The organism is Salmonella sp. 2018103, from assembly GCF_026247685.1.
GTDB lineage: Bacteria > Pseudomonadota > Gammaproteobacteria > Enterobacterales > Enterobacteriaceae > Salmonella > Salmonella enterica.
This window is the reverse complement of the sequence record NZ_CP111029.1, coordinates 3,420,221-3,438,779: the sequence shown is the minus strand read 5'-3', so window position 1 is coordinate 3,438,779 and position 18,559 is coordinate 3,420,221. Positions and strand designations below refer to the sequence as shown.

Here is an 18,559-nt window from a genome sequence, read left to right as displayed (position 1 = left end):
GCCTGACGGATGTGATGCCAGGATCGGGTCTGAAGCAACTATGAATCCGCCATTAATAAAAAAGTAAGAACTCTGTAAGACTGATTTCATATCCATTATCGAATATATCAGGTTATATTACCTCCGCAGTTGGCATGACTGGTAATAAGCGCATTAGGTGCTCTTAATCTAAATGCTATTTGTGTGCCATAAGTTCCGGTACCGCCTTAATTATATATCAAAAATGGAGTGGTTTTAATGAAAAGACGGTCTTCGTTCCTTGTTTTTTTAGGTTTATTATTAGCGTCACCTTTAGCTTTGGCTAACGATCAGCACACCGTATCGTTTGGTTATGCACAAACTCATCTCAGTTCATTGAAAAATAGCGATAGCAAAGATCTACGAGGCTTTAATTTTAAATATCGTTACGAGTTCAATGAGACCTGGGGGATGTTAGGCTCATTCACCGCGACGCGCAATGAAATGGAGAACTACACCTGGAAAGAGGGGAAGTTGCATAAAAATGGTTCCGATTCTGTGGACTATGGTTCTTTGATGTTTGGACCAACATATCGTTTTAATGACTATGTGAGCCTGTACGGCAATGCGGGTATAGCGACGATGAAATTTAATAAACACTCAAAAGAAGACTCCTTTGCCTACGGCGCTGGCGTAATATTTAATCCAGTTAAGAGTATATCTATCGATGCATCATGGGAAGCCAGTCGTTTCTTCGCTGTGGATACCAATACATTTGGTGTCAGCGTAGGTTATCGCTTCTGATATTAAAAGTATAAGCGTTACGTTTATGGCAAGGAATTAAAAATAATATGGCGCTGCTACAGAATAGGGATGGTTATGATCGCTCAGGTAATCTTAAGAGGAAGATAAAACACTCACCGTAGCGTTATTCTATTGATGAAATTATGATAAATTCACTATCGGAACAACTTCCGTTAAAAACGATAGGTATAGTTTTAACGGATGATTATTATACTTATTTAGGCATCGCTTCACTCTTTGAGGATGGGAAATGCTTTATGTTCCCACTCAATGGAGAATATAATTCGTGTCAGATATCAGCTAGCGAAGATATCATAATTATTATTGATGGACGAGTTTTGATTCAGGGGGTCTGGAAAGGTTTTAAGGCGCTCATGCAGCATTATCCACATGCTCGTCGGATCTGGCTCACGCGCAGAGATATTGGAAAACTTTATCCACATGGCTGCGATAGAGATCCTGATATCGATCCCGATTTGGCAAAGCCTGTTTTTATTGAGCATTTCATTAAATACGCTTGTGCAAACGATGTAGCGGTCGGTGAACTTGCGCCGTTGACAAAAAAGGAGGAAGAGTTGTTATGGCACTTTTTATATAAAAAGTCGATGAGTCAGATCGCCAGTAGCTATGGCATGAGTCGTAAGACTTTGTACATTCATAGATTGCGTATCTGTCGTAAATATGGCTTCAAACGCTTTTTCCATTTGCTATTTATTTACCAAAGAAGTCGCCATATCTTCGCATCTAAAATTTGCCGTGTAGACAAAAACGCCGATCAGGCTTGAAGCAAACAAGATGAAAAAGTTAACGATGAGAGAGTGTGAAAGCATCAATCCTACTTTGCTGCTTGCCATTAAGATACTTATCTCGGCGCTTGACGAAAAAACAAAAATAAGGCTCAGAGAGCATATTGAAAAAACTGAACAAGAAATAGCCTCAAGCATACATGATAGCATCATGACAGAGACTTTTCTTCAGCAAATGAAAGACATTCGTTACATCTTAAATATAGTTCCTTGACGGCGTTCAGAAGCAAGAACGCGTTATTATTTAATGATTAATAGACCAGGTATTAGTATGAAAAAGATCTTAGTATGTTTCGTCGGCTTGGCTTTAACCGCATGTAGTGCTAATTCGTTGAATTATGGCGCTGAACAGGTACGGGTGATGACCAGCGAGCCAGGTAAGGAATGCAGCTACTTAGGAGATATCACGGGCAGCCAGGGGAATTTCTTTACCGGTGGCTGGACTTCCAACAGTAACCTGGAAACGGGTGCCCGTAACGATCTGAAAAACAAAGCTTATAAAATGGGCGGCAATACGGTAGTCCTGTTAACCCAGCGTGCAGGCCAGACAGGAAGTTCATGGCACGGTTCGGGCTCAAGCAAACAAACGAATGTCACGTTAAGCGGGAACGTTTATCGTTGCCCTCGTTAACCTTATTTTGCAGGCAATATATGCCTGTTTAGCGCGCGCGCCGCACTGGCGACGCGCGCTATTTGGGCTAACCTTGCTTTTTCTCGCTGTACTCCCGCCAACCGCCGCCTAATGCTTTATACAGATTAATGATATTCAGCTGTTGCATGAGACGTGTGCGTACCAGGCGCTGTTGCGCGCCATAAAGCATACGATGGGTATCAAGCAGCGTAAGGTAGTCATCGATGCCTTCCTGAAAACGGAGTCCGGCCAGTTCATAGGCGATTTGGCTGGCTTCAACCGCGCGTTGTTCTGATTGCACCTGGTCATTCAGCGTACGCTGTCCCGCCAGACCATCTGCCACGTCGCGAAAGGCTTGCTGAATAACGTTTTCATACCTGGCGATTTCAATCTGTTTTTGGACATGCGCCCTGTCCAGGTCAGCGCGTAATGCGCCGCCGTGAAAGAGAGGCAAGGTGATTTGCGGTAGAAAACGCCAGCTTCCCGATCCCGGTTCAAAGAGCCCGCTAAGAGACGCGCTGGCCGTTCCCGCCGTGCCTGTCAGGCTGATTGTCGGGAAGAAGGCGGCGCGTGCTGCACCTATTCGGGCGTTTGCGCCACGCAGCCTGTACTCGGCGGCGCGAATATCCGGGCGGCGTACCAGCAGATCTGACGGTAATCCGCCTGGCAGAGTGGTCGGGATCGTGCCTTCCGTAAGCGTGACCGCCTCGTTTAGTCGACGCGACAGTTCAGGCGTGAGCGGCTGGCCCAACAGCAATTCCAGCGCGTTACGATCCCGCGCCAACTGTCGCGTATACGCCGCGCGATTGATTTCCGCAGAACGCAGCGCGATCTCCGCCATACGCAGATCGAGCTGTGTGGCGTTGCCTGTCCGGGCAAGCTGGGTTGTCAATGTGTATGAACTTTTTTGCGCGGCCAGCGTATCTTCGGTTAAGCGCAGCAGCTCCCGGTCAGCCCGTAGCGTCAGCCAGGCGCTGGCGACTTCGGAAACCAGGCTCATTCGCGCCGCAATGTACGTCTCATCAAGCGCCATATAGGCGGCTAATGCCTGGTCGCTAAGGCTTCGCACTCGCCCCCAGAGATCCAGTTCCCAGGCCGTCGTCGCCCCAGCCGCCTCGTAGCGTCGGTTAATCTCAGGCTCGTCCGTGACGCTGAGATCGGCGGGAGTGCGACCGGCGTCCATGGCGGTGGCGATGCCGAGCGTCGGCAGCATCTCCGCGCGCTGAATACGGTATAACGCCCGGGCGGCTTCAACATTGAGCCCTGCCTTGCGTAAATCCCGATTATTGTGTAACGCGATCGCGATCAGCTCCTGTAGAAGCGGATCGTGGAAGAAATCACGCCAGCCAATGTCAGCGGCATCCGGCGCGCCAGAAACGGTTGACGTTGCGTAGGGGTAGACCATCGCAGTCGGCGATGCGGGGCGTTCGTGTTTCGGCGCCATCGTACAGCCAGCAAGCGTGGTGACGAAAGCAAGCGTCGCCAGCGTGGCGGTCTGCCGATAGCCTGTAAAAATGATCTTCATTATGCCATTCCCATCATTATGCTTGCTGATCATGCGAATCAATGCGGTTCTCACGCTTTAATGCCATCCTGCGAACCACCACGTAAAATACAGGCGTCAATAACAGGCCGAAGAGCGTGACGCCCAACATGCCGGCAAACACGGCGATGCCCATCGCATGTCGCATTTCCGCGCCGGCACCCGTCGCGAGTACCAGCGGTACTACGCCTGCGATAAAGGCGAATGAGGTCATCAGGATAGGACGCAGACGCAGGCGTGACGCTTCCAGCACGGCGGTCAGCGGGTCTGCGCCGTCGTGTTCTTTGGCGCGGGCAAACTCGACAATCAAAATGGCGTTCTTGGCCGCCAGGCCGACCAGCACCACGAAACCAATCTGCGTAAAGATATTGTTATCTCCGCCAGATACCCACACGCCGACAATGGCTGAGAGTAATGACATAGGCGCAATAAGCAGGACGGCGAAGGGCAGCGACCAACTGTTGTACTGCGCCGCCAGGATCAGGAAGGCCAGCAGCACCGCCAGCGCAAAGATAGCAAGCGCGGAGTTGCCGGCCTGTTTTTCCTGATAAACCAGATCGGTCCATTCGAAGACCATCCCTTCCGGCAACGTTTCACGCACGATCTTTTCAATCGCGTCCGTCGCCTGTCCGGAGGAGAAGCCCGGAGCCGGTCCACCGCTAATATCTACCGAGGGGAAGCCGTTGTAATGGATGATTCTGTCCGGCCCCGACTGGCGCATAATCGTGACGAAAGCGCTAAGCGGGATCATCTCGCCCTTCGCATTGCGGACTTTAAGCAGGCCGATATCCTCTTGCTGCATACGGAATGGCGCATCGGCCTGCGCCATCACCCGCCAGGTACGGCCAAATCGGTTGAAATCGTTGACGTAAAGCGAGCCGAGGTTAATTTGCAACGTTTCAAAGATGTCGGTGAGCGATACCCCCATTGATTTCGCCTTCACCCGGTCGATATCCACCTGTAATTGCGGGGCGTTCGTCTGGAAACTGGCCAGCATATTGGCCAGTTCGGGCGTCTGCATCGCCTTAGACATAATCTCGTTTTGCACCTTTGTCATCGCTTCAAATCCCAGTTCCGCACGATCTTCAATCTGCAATTTAAAGCCGCCCGTCGCGCCAAGCCCTGGAACCGGCGGCGGTGGGAAGATGCCAATAAACCCGTCGGGAATGTGGCTAAATTTGTGCATTAGCTTTCCGGCGATAGCGTTAGCGGAAAGTGAAGGATCTTCACGCTCGTCAAAGGGTTTCAGCATGGCGAACATCAGCGCCGAATTTGGCACATTTACCGGGCCGTTAACCGACAGGCCGGGGAAGACGACGACGCTTTCGACGCCGGGTTCCGCCAGCGCGATAGCGGACATCTGTTTTACGACCGCCTCTGTGCGATCCAACGATGCGCCGCTTGGGAGCTGGGCGATGCCGACGAGATAGTATTTATCCTGCGCAGGCACAAACCCGTTCGGCACCTGATGGAAGCCAAGCCAGGTCAGCCCCACAAAGCCAGCATAGAGCACCATCACAATGACGCTGCCGCGCACGGCCCGACGGACGGCGCTAACATAGCGGTTCGACGCGCTGTCGAAGAAACGGTTAAAGCGATGGAAAAAACTGCCAGTGACCGTGCCCATCAACCGCGTTAGCCAGTCAGCCTTCGCAGTATCGTGGTGCGGTCTTAGCAAAATGGCAGCCAGCGCAGGGGAGAGCGTCAGCGAGTTAATGGCCGAAAGGATGGTCGAAATAGCGATGGTCAACGCGAACTGACGATAAAACTCACCCTGCAGGCCCGCCAGGAATGCGGAAGGGATAAAGACCGCCGTTAGCACCGAGGTAATAGAAAGAATGGGACCAGTGACTTCATCCATCGCCTTCTTTGCCGCCTCTCCGGGACTTTTGCCCTGCGAGATATGCCGTTCCACGTTTTCGACCACAACGATGGCGTCATCGACAACGATACCTATCGACAGGACCAAACCAAACAGCGAAAGCGTATTTAGCGAAAAACCAAACAGGTGCATCAAGGCAAAGGTGCCGACCAGCGAAACGGGAACCGCCACCAGAGGAATAATGGACGCCCGCCAGGTTTGCAGGAACAGCACCACGACAAGGACGACCAGCACGAGGGCTTCCAGCAACGTAATCGCCACCGATTGTAGCGATGCGCGCACGAAGACCGTAGGATCATAGGCAATCCGGTATTCGATATCCTGCGGGAAGTTTTGCTGCAACTCATCCATTTTGCCGCGAATCGCGTTAGAAACGTCAATCGCATTAGCGCCCGGACTTTGAATAATCTGTAACGCTGGCGCCGCTTCGCCATTCAGTAAACTGCGCAGCGTATAGGCATCTGCGCCCAGCGTGACGCGGGCGACATCACGCAGACGCGTCACCTCGCCGTCAGCGCCGATTTTTACCACAATCTCGCCGAACTGTTCTTCGCTGGTCAGGCGGCCCAGCGTGTTCACCGTCATCTGAAAAGCGGCGGAGGCCTCCGGCTGTTGCCCGACGGAACCGGCGGCGACCTGTACGTTTTGTTCCCGCAACGCCGTAACGATATCACTGGCGGTAAGACCGCGGTTGGCGATTTTCGCCGGGTCCAGCCAGATGCGCATGGCGTACTCGCCCGCGCCCCAGACGAGAACATCGCCGACGCCAGGTAAACGGGCCAGTTCGTCGCGAACCTGCCGGATGGCGAAGTTAGACAGGTAAAGCGAGTCATAGCGTTTTTGCGGCGAGACAAGATGGACCACCATCAACATATCGGGGGACGTTTTCTCCGTTACAACGCCAATTCGCTGGACTTCTTCGGGCAGGCGAGGCAGCGCGCGGGATACCCGGTTTTGCACCTGAATTTGCGCCATATCAGGATCGGTTCCCTGTTCGAAGGCGATAGAGATAACCATGCGACCATCAATGGCCATCTGGGTATTCATATACAACATGCCGTCAACGCCGTTGATCACCTGTTCCAGCGGCGCGGCTACCGTATCGGCAATCACTTGCGGGTTAGCGCCGGGGTAGCTGGCGCTAACCTGTACCGTGGGCGGCGTAACGGCCGGATATTCACTCAGCGGCAGTTTTAAAAAGGCGATAGCGCCAGCCAGCAGCATTAACAGCGACAGGACGATGGCGAAGATGGGGCGTGCAATGAAAAAGTGGGTGAATTTCATTGGCGCACCGCCTTCGACGCGCTGTCGCCGTCCGCTTTAGTCAATGTCGCGGTCTGTTTATCGGTCACATTCTGCCGCATCGGCACCAGACGCGGCGCAACGGTCATGCCAGGACGCACCAGCCCCTTGAGGATGATTTTTTCTCCCGGCTGTACTCCCTGTGTAACGACGCGGAGTCCATCGACCATTTGTCCCAACTCAACCGGACGATACTCCACCTGATTCTCCTTGCCGACGATCAGCACATAGTTTTTGCCCTGATCGGCGCTCACCGCCAGATCGTCAATTAGCACGGTTTCCCGCGGCTCGCCGATGGGCAAACTGATTCGGGCAAACAGGCCGGGAGAAAGCATTCCGTCGGGGTCAGGAATCACGGCGCGCGCCCGGATAGTGCCGGTGCTGCGGTTCATCTGATTGCCCATAAAGTCGAGTACGCCCTGATAAGGCAGCCCGTTATCGGTGGTTAACCCCATGTTGACTACCGGTGGATTTTTGTCGGAGCGGGTATGCCGTAACGCCTTCAGCCAGGTGGCTTCGTCAATATCGAAATACACATACATGGGATTGTGAGACACGATAGTCGTCAGAAGCGTGGCGTTACCCGCTACGCCGCCGCTGACCAGATTGCCCCGGGTCACCAGTATGCGGTCAACGCGTCCGGCAATGGGCGCGGTAATACGGGTCCAGGAGAGTTCAAGGCGCGCTGCGGCGACGGCGGCTTTGGCCGATTGCATCTGCGCCTGTCGCGCATTACGCGTGGCGGTGACATCGTCAGCGTTTTTACGTGATACGGCGCCGCTGGCGACCAGTCGTTGAATGCGATCGAAATCCGCCTGCGCCTGGCGGGCCAGTACTTCAGCCTGACGTAATTGCGCGACGGCGGTGTCGAGGGCGACCTCGAACGGGCGCGGATCGATCTGGAACAGCAGTTGTCCGCGGCTTACCAGACGTCCTTCCGGAACGCTGACGGCGTCAAGGGTTCCTCCCACGCGCGAACGCAGCTCCACGGTCTCCGGCGCGGCCAGAAAACCGGTGAATTCCGCCGTAGGCGCGAGTGTGCGGCTAAGGGCTTTAGCAACCGGTACCGACGGTGGAGGCGGCGCGCTGGCCGGTGGGCCGACGGCGTTGCCTTTATCCCATAGTGCTTCGCCGGCCATGTAAATCACGCCCCCGATGGCGGCGATGACGCCGGCTATCAACATAATTTTGAATGTTCTACGCATGTCGTTTCCCTCTTTACCGCAGCGTGTCGGCCATTCCGCAACGCTGCCGCAGAATTTTTGGCAAAGGCTAGGCGTTACAACGAAGGAAAGGTCAAGCGTTCCTGACGGGTTTTTACGGGGCGTGGGGCGGCATCGTGGCGTAAATGTCTCGCATCATCCTCTTTTATGAGCCATCTCACATTCTCGCCGAACCGTGCAGCCTGAATACGCTTGACCTTCCCACAATGGCAAGCTTTAGGCTTTCTGATACCGAATAGTCAGGATGGGGAAGTCGTCATGAGTCAGTCAGAAAATCGTCACGACACGATAAGCTTACTTATTGAAGGTATGACCTGCGCGTCGTGTGTCGCTCGCGTTGAAAAAGGTATTAAGGCTGTGCCTGGCGTAACGGACGCTACGGTGAATCTGGCGACGGAGCGCGCCACCGTCCGCGGGACGGCGTCGGCGGAGGCGGTGATCGCGGCGATTGAAAAAACGGGGTATGAGGCGCGACCGGTAGAGACGGCGGGGCAGGGCGAAGACGACTCTGAAGAGAAAAAAGAGGCCGAGCGCGTCAGGCTGAAGCGCGATCTGATTCTCGCCAGCGTGCTGGCGCTCCCCGTTTTTGTGCTTGAAATGGGCTCGCACCTTATTCCTGGTATGCACGAGTGGGTGATAAAAACGATTGGCCTGCAACAAAGCTGGTACTGGCAATTTGCACTGACCCTGTTGGTGCTGACGATCCCCGGTCGCCGTTTTTACCTTAAAGGGTTCCCGGCGCTGGCGCGTCTGGCGCCGGACATGAACTCGCTGGTCGCCGTGGGAACCGCAGCGGCATTCGGCTACTCGCTGGTGGCGACCTTTACGCCCGACCTGTTGCCTGAAGGGACGGTAAACGTCTATTACGAGGCCGCCGCAGTGATTGTCGCGCTTATTCTGCTGGGGCGCTTTCTGGAGGCAAGGGCGAAGGGGCGGACTTCCGAAGCGATTAAACGTCTGGTGGGGCTACAGGCGCGGGTCGCGCATGTGTTACGCGAGGGCCGCATCGTGGATATCCCTGTCGACGAAGTTGTGCTGGGCGACTGTGTGGAGGTTCGGCCAGGCGAGCGGATCCCGGTTGACGGCGAAGTGACCGAAGGCCGCAGCTTCGTTGACGAGTCGATGATTACCGGCGAACCGATACCGGTAGAGAAATCCGCAGGAAGCGCGGTGGTGGGCGGTACCGTAAACCAAAAAGGCGCGCTCACGCTGCGGACGACCGCCGTCGGCGGACAGACCATGCTGGCGCAAATCATTCGTCTGGTGGAACAGGCGCAGGGTTCAAAACTGCCGATTCAGGCCGTCGTGGATAAAGTGACGCTGTGGTTTGTCCCGATGGTAATGCTTATCGCTGCTCTGACCTTTGTGGTATGGCTGGCGTTTGGGCCGTCGCCAGCGCTGACTTTCGCTCTGATCAATGGCGTTGCGGTTCTGATTATCGCCTGTCCTTGCGCGATGGGCCTGGCGACGCCGACCTCCATTATGGTGGGAACCGGTCGTGGGGCGGAAATGGGCGTGCTGTTCCGTAAGGGGGAGGCGTTACAGCTACTCAAAGACGCTAAGGTGGTGGCCGTAGACAAAACCGGGACGCTTACCGAAGGCCGCCCGGTACTGACCGATCTCGACGTGGCAGGGGGCTTTGAACGCCGTGAGGTGCTGGCGAAAGTCGCGGCGGTAGAATCGCGTTCAGAGCATCCGATTGCCCGTGCGATTGTCGTGTCGGCAGAAGAGGAAGGGATCGCGCTACCAGGCATGAGCGGCTTCGAATCGGTGACCGGGATGGGCGTATACGCTACCGTTGCCGGTACGCGTGTTGACGTGGGGGCCGATCGCTATATGCGCGAAATTGGCGTGGATATTAGCGGCTTCGCCACCACCGCCGAACGGTTAGGGCAGGAAGGGAAATCGCCGCTCTATGCGGCTATTGACGGTCAACTGGCGGCGATTATCGCCGTGGCCGATCCGATCAAACCCAGTACGCCCGCCGCGATTAACGCTTTACATCAGCTCGGCATTAAGGTCGCCATGATCACTGGCGATAATGCCCGCACGGCACAGGCTATCGCCAGACAGTTAGGAATTGATGACGTGGTTGCCGAGGTATTGCCAGAAGGGAAAGTCGAGGCGATACGGCGCCTGAAAGCGGCGTATGGGCAGGTGGCGTTTGTCGGCGATGGCATCAACGATGCGCCAGCGCTGGCGGAGTCCGACGTGGGGCTGGCGATTGGCACCGGCACCGATGTGGCGGTGGAATCCGCCGACGTCGTACTAATGTCCGGCAACCTGCAAGGCGTGCCGAATGCTATCGCGCTGTCTAAAGCGACCATCCGCAATATCCACCAGAATCTGTTCTGGGCCTTTGCTTACAATACGGCGCTGATTCCTGTCGCGGCAGGCGTGCTATTTCCGGTCTGGGGCATATTATTGTCCCCGGTATTCGCCGCAGGGGCGATGGCGATGTCGAGCGTGTTCGTGCTGGGCAACGCTTTGCGGCTGCGCCGTTTCCGGGCGCCGATGACAACCCCATCCGACACATCCACGACATGAGGAGGAGCGTTATGAACATCGGTAAAGCAGCTAAAGCATCGAAAGTCTCGGCCAAAATGATTCGCTACTATGAACAGATTGGTCTGATTCCCGCGGCAAGTCGGACGGATTCCGGCTATCGGGCCTATACCCAGGCTGATGTTAATCAATTGCATTTTATACGCCGCGCGCGCGACCTCGGCTTTTCAGTTGCTGAAATCAGCGACTTACTGAATCTTTGGAATAACCAGTCGCGGCAAAGCGCTGACGTCAAACGCCTGGCGCAGACGCACATTGATGAACTGGACAGACGTATCCAGAACATGCAGCACATGGCGCAAACCCTCAAAGCGCTGATTCACTGCTGCGCCGGCGACGCGCTGCCAGATTGCCCCATTCTGCATACGCTTGGACAACCTGACGATAGCGAGCCGGAGGCGCGTACCGGAGCGGTATTGCGCCGTCCTCGTCGCCACGGACTGGCAAAGCGTCTGTAAGTCCTGAGATTACGCTTGACCTTCCAACACTGGCAAGGCCCAGACTGGCAACAGTTCCCACACAAAAGGAGTTCACCATGCAGTTCCATATTGATGACATGACCTGCGGCGGCTGCGCCAGTACGGTAAAAAAGACGATTCTGACTCTCGATGCTAATGCGACGGTGAGAACCGACCCGGCGACGCGTCTGGTTGACGTTGAAACGTCGCTATCCGCGGAGCAGATTGCCGCCGCCCTGCAAAAGGCCGGTTTCCCGCCGCGCGAAAGGTAATCGGCAATGGCGATCGGTCTGGCGACAGGCCGGTCGCGATACGCTAGCCACGCTTCGCTTTCCTTTGCATGAGAGAATCCCCATAAAAAATGTGACAAATCATGTGCCAGTAAGCTTTGTTAATAATATGTAATGATTTGTCTATTTTTGCTAACATTTTACCTGCTATATACAAAAAGATAACAAATAAGTAGCGCAACGCTACCTTGTTACGTCGCTTTGACGACGGGTGCGCTCCAGCGTTTCGCCGCTTCAAAGCTTGATGTTATTTTTTGATGCAGGACACTACCTATGTACACCCCCCTGAACTGGACGACGACACAACGACATGTGGCGTTTGCCAGCTTTACCAGTTGGATGCTGGATGCGTTTGATTTCTTTATCCTTGTCTTTGTACTTAGCGATCTCGCCGAATGGTTTCACGCTTCCGTATCGGACGTTTCCATTGCGATTATGCTGACCCTGGCGGTACGTCCCATTGGCGCGCTGCTATTTGGCCGAATGGCGGAAAAGTATGGACGTCGACCGATACTGATGCTCAATATTCTGTTCTTTACGGTATTTGAACTGCTTTCCGCCTGGTCGCCCACCTTCATGGCATTTCTGATTTTTCGGGTCATGTACGGCGTGGCGATGGGCGGGATATGGGGCGTCGCGTCATCACTGGCGATGGAAACCATTCCCGATCGTTCGCGTGGCCTGATGTCGGGCATTTTTCAGGCGGGCTATCCCTGCGGCTATCTGTTCGCCTCGGTTATTTTTGGCCTCTTCTACAGTATGGTAGGCTGGCGCGGTATGTTCCTGATTGGCGCCCTGCCTGTTGTCTTGCTGCCTTATATCTGGTTTAAAGTGCCGGAATCCCCCGTCTGGCTGGCGGCCAGAGCGCGTAAAGAGAATACCGCGCTGCTTCCTGTTCTGCGCAAACAGTGGAAGTTGTGTCTGTATCTGGTGCTGGTCATGGCGTTCTTTAATTTTTTCAGTCACGGCACGCAGGATCTCTATCCTACCTTCCTGAAGATGCAGCATGGTTTTGATCCGCATCTGATCAGTATCATTGCGATTTTTTATAACATTGCCGCCATGCTCGGCGGTATTTTCTACGGTACGCTATCGGAACGTATTGGGCGTAAAAAAGCGATCATGATCGCCGCCTTTCTTGCGCTTCCGGTACTCCCGCTATGGGCATTTTCCAGCGGATCATTCACGATTGGCCTGGGCGCGTTCCTGATGCAGTTTATGGTGCAGGGCGCCTGGGGGGTCGTGCCGACCTGGCTGAACGAGCTGGTTCCGGCGAATGCGCGCGCCGTGCTGCCAGGGTTTGTTTACCAACTGGGTAATTTACTGGCGTCGGTTAATGCGACGTTACAGGCCCGTATCGCGGAAACGCATGGTGGCAATTACGGGTTGGCAATGGCGATCGTGGCTGGCGCGGTGGCTATTTTAATCTGTGTATTTGTGGCATTTGGTCGCGAGACCCGGGGAGTCGTCATCTCCGGTACAGATAGCGACGCACTCCCGGAGTCGGCCGTCGGTCATCGCACGTAAACACTACGCTCCTGGCGCATACTGTCGCCGGGAGCACGCCTTCCCCCCGTCGTTTTCACGCCCTTTCAACGAACAACAAAGGTTAATGATGGCATCTGCCTTTCGTGACCATTACAATCATCGCTTACTTTTTTCTTTATAAGAAATTGATTGTTGGACCTTAAAATTGTCAACGGAGCGAAGATATCATGTTGAAAGATAACCAAAAACACAACGAGTCTGTTGCCCCGAATAGCGCCTTTCTGTCTGAGTTACAACGTGCATTACCGGAATTTTTTACCGCCGATCGCTATAACGAGCAGGGCGAACTGATCGCGAAAGGCGGATTTGATCTCGCCAAATTTGAGCGCGCGTTGAAAGCGCGTAATATTGATGAGCTGACTAGCGGTTATCAGATTGATTTTATTGGCAAAGATTACGCAAAAAAACAGGCGGGTGAAAAATCCGTTACCGTTATCGTTCCTGACGTGGAACACAATACTCTGGCAGAAAATAAAAACAGCCATAATCTTTTTCTGACCGGAGATAATCTGGATGTGTTACGCCATCTGCAAAATAATTACGCCGATACCGTCGATATGATCTATATCGATCCCCCTTATAACACCGGGTCGGACGGGTTTGTCTATCCCGATCATTTTGAATATAGCGATCGGGCGCTGCAGGATATGTTTGGTCTTAATGATACTGAACTGGCACGTTTAAAATCCATTCAGGGTAAATCGACGCACTCCGCGTGGTTATCTTTCATGTATCCGCGTCTTTTCCTGGCCAGGAAGCTCCTGAAAGATACCGGATTTATTTTTATCTCTATCGACGATAATGAGTACGCCAATCTTAAATTAATGATGGATGAGATTTTTGGCGAAGGCGGATTTGTCACCAATGTGATGTGGAAGCGCAAAAAAGAGATTTCTAACGACTCTGATAACGTTTCCATCCAGGGGGAATACATTCTTGTTTACGCCAAAACCGGTCAGGGCGCTTTACGTTTAGAACCGCTTTCTAAAGAGTATATTCAGAAATCCTATAAAGAACCGACCGAACAGTTTCCAGAAGGGAAATGGCGCCCGGTGCCGTTAACGGTGTCAAAAGGGCTGAGCGGCGGCGGCTATACCTATAAAATTACCACGCCGAACGGTACGGTACACGAAAGACTATGGGCTTATCCTGAAGCCAGTTACCAAAAACTGGTGGCCGATAATCTGGTCTATTTTGGCAAAGATAACGGCGGTATTCCCCAGCGAGTCATGTACGCGCATCACAGTAAAGGGCAGCCAACGACCAATTACTGGGATAACGTCGCGTCGAATAAAGAGGGGAAAAAGGAGATTCTGGATCTCTTCGGCGACAACGTTTTTGATACGCCGAAACCGACCGCATTATTGAAGAAAATCATCAAGCTCGCTATCGATAAAGACGGCGTCGTTCTGGACTTTTTTGCCGGTTCCGGCACTACGGCCCATGCGGTAATGGCGCTGAATGAAGAAGATGGGGGGCAGCGCACGTTTATTCTGTGTACTATCGATCAGGCATTAAGCAATAACACTATCGCGAAAAAAGCAGGTTATAACACTATTGATGAAATCAGCCGTGAGCGAATTACACGCGTTGCGGCGAAGATCCGCGCCAACAATCCCACGACCAATAGCGACCTCGGTTTTAAACATTATCGTTTTGCCACTCCGACACAGCAGACGCTGGACGATCTGGATAGCTTCGATATTGCTACCGGCCATTTTATCAATACCAGCGGTCAACTGGCCGCTTTCACCGAGTCAGGATTTACCGACATGATCAATCCTTTTTCCGCCAGAGGATTGGGCGTGCCGGGCGGCGCAAGCGGCGAAGAGACCTTATTAACGACATGGCTGGTCGCCGATGGTTATAAAATGGATATTGACGTACAGGCCATTGATTTTTCCGGCTATTGCGCCAGGTATGTTGATAATACGCGCCTGTATCTGATTGATGAACGATGGGGAACCGAGCAGACCCGCGATCTTCTCAACCACATTGGTACGCACCAGCTTCCGGTTCAGACCATTGTCATTTACGGCTACTCTTTCGACCTTGAATCCATTCGTGAACTGGAAATCGGCTTAAAACAGCTTGATCAAAAAGTGAACCTGGTGAAGCGTTATTAAGAGGGGATGATGATGAATATTTTACTGGAAGAACTTCCCCATCAGGAACAGGCGTTAGCGGCGATTCTGGCGAGTTTCACCGGTATCGATCACGCGCAGGCCGATCATAATCACTATGCTAATCCGCTGATTAAGGAACGTTACGACGATAAGGCCAATATTGACGTTAAAATGGAGACCGGGACGGGCAAAACCTATGTCTATACCCGGTTGATGTATGAACTGCATCAGAACTACGGCCTCTTCAAATTTGTGCTGGTGGTGCCGACGCCAGCCATTAAAGAAGGCGCGCGGAACTTTATCACCAGCGATTACGCCAGACAGCATTTTTCACAGTTCTACGAAAATACGCGGATGGAACTTTGCACCATTAACGCCGGTGATTTTAAAGTAAAGTCGGGGCGTAAAAATTTTCCGGCCCAGCTATTAAGTTTTACCGATGCCAGCCGTCGTGATAGCCATACGATTCAGGTTTTGCTGATCAATGCGCAAATGCTCAATTCCGCCAGTATGACGCGAGACGATTACGATCAAACGCTCCTGGGTGGGCTGACGTCGCCTGTTAAAGGGCTGCAAATGACGCGACCGGTGGTCATTATTGATGAACCGCATCGTTTTGCGCGAGATAACAAATTTTATCGAGCGATTCAGGCTATTCAGCCGCAAATGATCGTCCGCTTTGGCGCTACCTTCCCGGATATTGTCGAAGGTAAGGGTAAAAATAAATGTGTACGTAAAGATTACTATCGCCGGCAACCGCAGTTTGATCTCAACGCGGTGGACAGTTTTAACGATGGTTTGGTGAAAGGTATTGATATTTATTACCCAAATCTCCCCGAAGAACAGGCCAACAATCGTTATATCGTTGACAGCGTCACGGCAAAGAAATTAATCCTCCGACGGGGGGGCAAAATTGCCGAGGTTGGCGTGGGCGAAAATCTCGCCGATGTCGATGCAGGATTTGAAGGCAGTATCGAATATGCCGGCAGTAAAATGTTGTCGAACGATCTGGAGCTGGAGGCAGGGATGGCGCTGGTGCCAGGAACCTTTGGCGCGAGCTACCAGGAACTGATTATTCAGGACGCCATTGATAAGCATTTTGATACCGAGCAGGCAAATTTCTTACGCAGCAATGAGCCAGAAAATAATGCCCCGCGTATTAAGACCTTAAGCCTTTTCTTTATTGACAGTATTAAAAGCTATCGTGATGACGAAGGCTGGTTGAAACTGAAGTTTGAGTGTTTACTGAAAAAGAAACTGATGCAACTGATTGACGATTATCAGCGCAAGACCCTGCCGCGAGAAGTGGAGTATCTGTCGTTTCTGCAGGCCACGCTCGCCAGCCTGCACTCGGATAACCAAAACGTCCACGCTGGTTACTTTGGCGAAGACCGCGGAAGCGGCGATGAGGCGATCCAGGCTGAGGTAGATGATATTCTGAAAAATAAAGAGAAGTTGCTCAGTTTTTCAGACCATCACGGCAACTGGGAAACGCGCCGCTTTCTGTTTTCAAAATGGACGCTTCGCGAAGGCTGGGATAACCCGAATGTTTTTGTCATTGCTAAATTACGTTCTTCCGGTAGCGAGTCGAGCAAAATTCAGGAAGTGGGGCGCGGCCTGCGGCTACCGGTAGATGAAAACGGCCATCGCGTTCATCAGGAAGAGTGGCCGTCCCGGCTGTCGTTTCTGATTGGTTATGATGAAAAAGCGTTTGCCAGTATGCTGGTTGATGAGATTAATCGCGACAGCAAAGTTCAGCTTAACGAGCAGAAACTGGATGAGGCGATGATCACACTCATCGTCACCGAGCGACAAAAAGTCGATCCTGCGTTTACGGAGCTTCGTTTGCTGGAAGATCTGGATGATAAAAAACTGATCAACCGGAGTAATGAGTTTAAACCCAGCGTAACGCTTAACGGGGAAACTAAAAGTGGTTTTGCGTGGCTACTGGAGTTCTATCCTGAGCTGACGCAGGCGCGGGTGCGAGCGGATCGCATTCGTGACAATAAGCCCGCCTCCCGACTGCGAGTCAGGTTACGCAAAGAGAATTGGGAACAACTTAGCAGTATCTGGGAGCAGTTTTCCCGCCGTTATATGCTGCAATTCGAGCGTAGCGGCGCTTCTTTGGAACAGATTGCCGCCGAGGTGCTGCGCGATCCGGCGCTGTATATACGCCAGAAGCCAAGCCAGGTGCAACAACGGCTGGTATCGAATGAAGATAATGGCCGTTTTGAAGTGGCGCAGCGGGAAGGCGAATTAGCCGCCAGCGAATTTATGGCGGGCATGAAATATGGCCATTTTCTTAAGCAACTGGCGTTACGTACCAGTCTGCCGGTTAACGTCCTGCACCCGGTGTTAATGGCGATGCTGCGTGATGTTTTGCACGGAGATTCACGTTATTTAAGCGAGATCTCGTTGGACAATATGACCCGCGCATTACAGGCGCGGATTAATGCGCATTTTGCGCAGCGCCACGATTATCTGCCTCTCGATTTTCAGGCTTCAACGTCGGTATTTGATTCCACGGCACGGCAGTTCAGAGAGGAGATTAGCGCTGAAATTGTGGGGAAAAATGTGGATGAGAATGCGATAGACGATCCCCGTTCTCTCTATCAAATACCGCCGTTGCGTTATGACAGCGTCGATCCAGAATTGCCGCTATTAAAATACGATTATCCGCAACAGGTTTCTGTGTTTGGCAAACTGCCTAAGCGGGCCATTCAGATCCCCAAATATACGGGGGGCTCTACTACGCCGGATTTTGTGTACCGTATTGAGCGTCAGGACGCCGACAGTGTTTATTTACTGGTTGAAACTAAAGCAGAAAATATGCGCGTAGGCGATCAGGTTATTCTTGATGCGCAACGTAAATTCTTCGATATGCTGCGTCGGCAAAATATCAATGTCGAGTTTGCGGAAGCGACCAGCGCGCCGGCGGTATTTTCTACGATCAATGGTTTGATTGAGGGGAAGGTAAACTAACGGGTTTGAATGGACCTTAACGGTTATCTTTTTGATAGACCATATAAAATGGCCGCCGCGCAGCGAGCGTTGCGGTCATTCTCCCTGTGCTAATCCCCCGTCCCGTAAACCGCGTTGACTTGAAGGTTATCGTTTTACGTCTATTCTTAACTTTCAGCTAAGCGTATTTTGCTGAAATTGCAAATAGTCTTGAGGACGCTGTTTTTTTGTTTTGCCGTTATTTTTATAACGGCCAGGTAGATATTGCCAATTGAATGTAACTAAGGGAGACATGTTATGCTAAATAGATACTACCGTTTCGCTGTCGAAAAAGACGACCCCTCCGAAGCGCCAGAGTCGGGCGATAAGCCTGACAGCCAGCCGCAAAAAAAATCGTAATTTATCTGGATATTCCCCGACGTTTTTACGTTTGGGGAAAATAACCGTTTCGTTTCAACCTGG

At 52.5% G+C, this 18,559-nt stretch carries 14 protein-coding genes; 11 read left to right on the top strand and 3 right to left on the bottom strand.

From position 1 onward, the window contains the following. Positions 1–237: 237 nt before the first annotated feature. From OLG56_RS16725 to OLG56_RS16710, 4 genes are all read left to right on the top strand, one after another. Positions 238–762, top strand: a complete 525-nt coding sequence (locus OLG56_RS16725; protein WP_000830237.1) for an Ail/Lom family outer membrane beta-barrel protein — start codon at positions 238–240, stop codon at positions 760–762. A 143-nt stretch (positions 763–905) separates the two neighbouring features. Continuing rightward, positions 906–1,547 (top strand): helix-turn-helix transcriptional regulator, encoded by a 642-nt coding sequence (locus OLG56_RS16720; protein ID WP_000610824.1) that lies wholly within the window; start codon positions 906–908, stop codon positions 1,545–1,547. 10 nt (positions 1,548–1,557) lie between these two features. Further along, positions 1,558–1,782 carry a membrane protein gene (locus OLG56_RS16715; RefSeq protein WP_000737124.1) on the top strand — a complete coding sequence of 75 codons (225 nt, stop codon included), beginning with the start codon at positions 1,558–1,560 and terminating at the stop codon, positions 1,780–1,782. A 57-nt stretch (positions 1,783–1,839) separates the two neighbouring features. Then, entirely contained in the window at positions 1,840–2,199 is a 360-nt protein-coding gene (locus tag OLG56_RS16710) for a DUF4156 domain-containing protein (protein WP_000722978.1), read from the top strand. Between the two features lie 67 nt (positions 2,200–2,266). Here the strand turns inward: OLG56_RS16710 and mdsC are convergent, their stop codons facing one another. Genes mdsC through mdsA form a run of 3 tightly spaced genes read right to left on the bottom strand, consistent with a single transcriptional unit; the run spans position 2,267 to position 8,131 of the window. Next, positions 2,267–3,724 carry a multidrug efflux transporter outer membrane subunit MdsC gene (gene mdsC, locus OLG56_RS16705; RefSeq protein ID WP_114060597.1) on the bottom strand — a complete coding sequence of 486 codons (1,458 nt, stop codon included), beginning with the start codon at positions 3,722–3,724 and terminating at the stop codon, positions 2,267–2,269. Positions 3,725–3,740: 16 nt separating this feature from the next. Next, positions 3,741–6,908, bottom strand: a complete 3,168-nt coding sequence (gene mdsB / locus OLG56_RS16700; RefSeq protein ID WP_079900413.1) for a multidrug efflux RND transporter permease subunit MdsB — start codon at positions 6,906–6,908, stop codon at positions 3,741–3,743. Then, complete coding sequence (mdsA, locus tag OLG56_RS16695; RefSeq protein WP_001254860.1) at positions 6,905–8,131, bottom strand: multidrug efflux RND transporter periplasmic adaptor subunit MdsA; 1,227 nt, start codon at positions 8,129–8,131, stop codon at positions 6,905–6,907. Before mdsA ends, mdsB begins: the two co-directional genes overlap by 4 nt. 276 nt (positions 8,132–8,407) lie before the next feature. Between mdsA and golT the strand changes: the two genes are divergently transcribed. From golT to ssaA, 7 genes are all read left to right on the top strand, one after another. After that, positions 8,408–10,696 (top strand): gold/copper-translocating P-type ATPase GolT, encoded by a 2,289-nt coding sequence (gene golT / locus OLG56_RS16690; RefSeq protein ID WP_079900412.1) that lies wholly within the window; start codon positions 8,408–8,410, stop codon positions 10,694–10,696. Between the two features lie 11 nt (positions 10,697–10,707). Then, positions 10,708–11,172, top strand: a complete 465-nt coding sequence (golS, locus tag OLG56_RS16685; RefSeq protein WP_001020583.1) for an Au(I) sensor transcriptional regulator GolS — start codon at positions 10,708–10,710, stop codon at positions 11,170–11,172. 77 nt (positions 11,173–11,249) lie between these two features. Next, positions 11,250–11,444, top strand: coding sequence for a gold resistance metallochaperone GolB (gene golB, locus OLG56_RS16680; protein WP_001159470.1), 195 nt, complete (start codon positions 11,250–11,252; stop codon positions 11,442–11,444). A 291-nt stretch (positions 11,445–11,735) separates the two neighbouring features. Further along, the gene (locus OLG56_RS16675) at positions 11,736–12,989 is read left to right on the top strand and encodes an MFS transporter (RefSeq protein ID WP_000288504.1); all 1,254 of its coding nucleotides are present in this window, start codon (positions 11,736–11,738) and stop codon (positions 12,987–12,989) included. A 188-nt stretch (positions 12,990–13,177) separates the two neighbouring features. Further along, positions 13,178–15,136: a site-specific DNA-methyltransferase gene (locus OLG56_RS16670; protein ID WP_207011566.1), complete on the top strand. Its 1,959-nt coding sequence runs from the start codon at positions 13,178–13,180 to the stop codon at positions 15,134–15,136. Positions 15,137–15,145: 9 nt separating this feature from the next. Continuing rightward, positions 15,146–18,118, top strand: a complete 2,973-nt coding sequence (locus tag OLG56_RS16665; protein WP_077905330.1) for a type III restriction-modification system endonuclease — start codon at positions 15,146–15,148, stop codon at positions 18,116–18,118. Positions 18,119–18,394: 276 nt separating this feature from the next. After that, positions 18,395–18,496 carry a small effector SsaA gene (gene ssaA / locus OLG56_RS16660; RefSeq protein ID WP_000934834.1) on the top strand — a complete coding sequence of 34 codons (102 nt, stop codon included), beginning with the start codon at positions 18,395–18,397 and terminating at the stop codon, positions 18,494–18,496. The last annotated feature ends 63 nt before the right edge of the window (positions 18,497–18,559 follow it).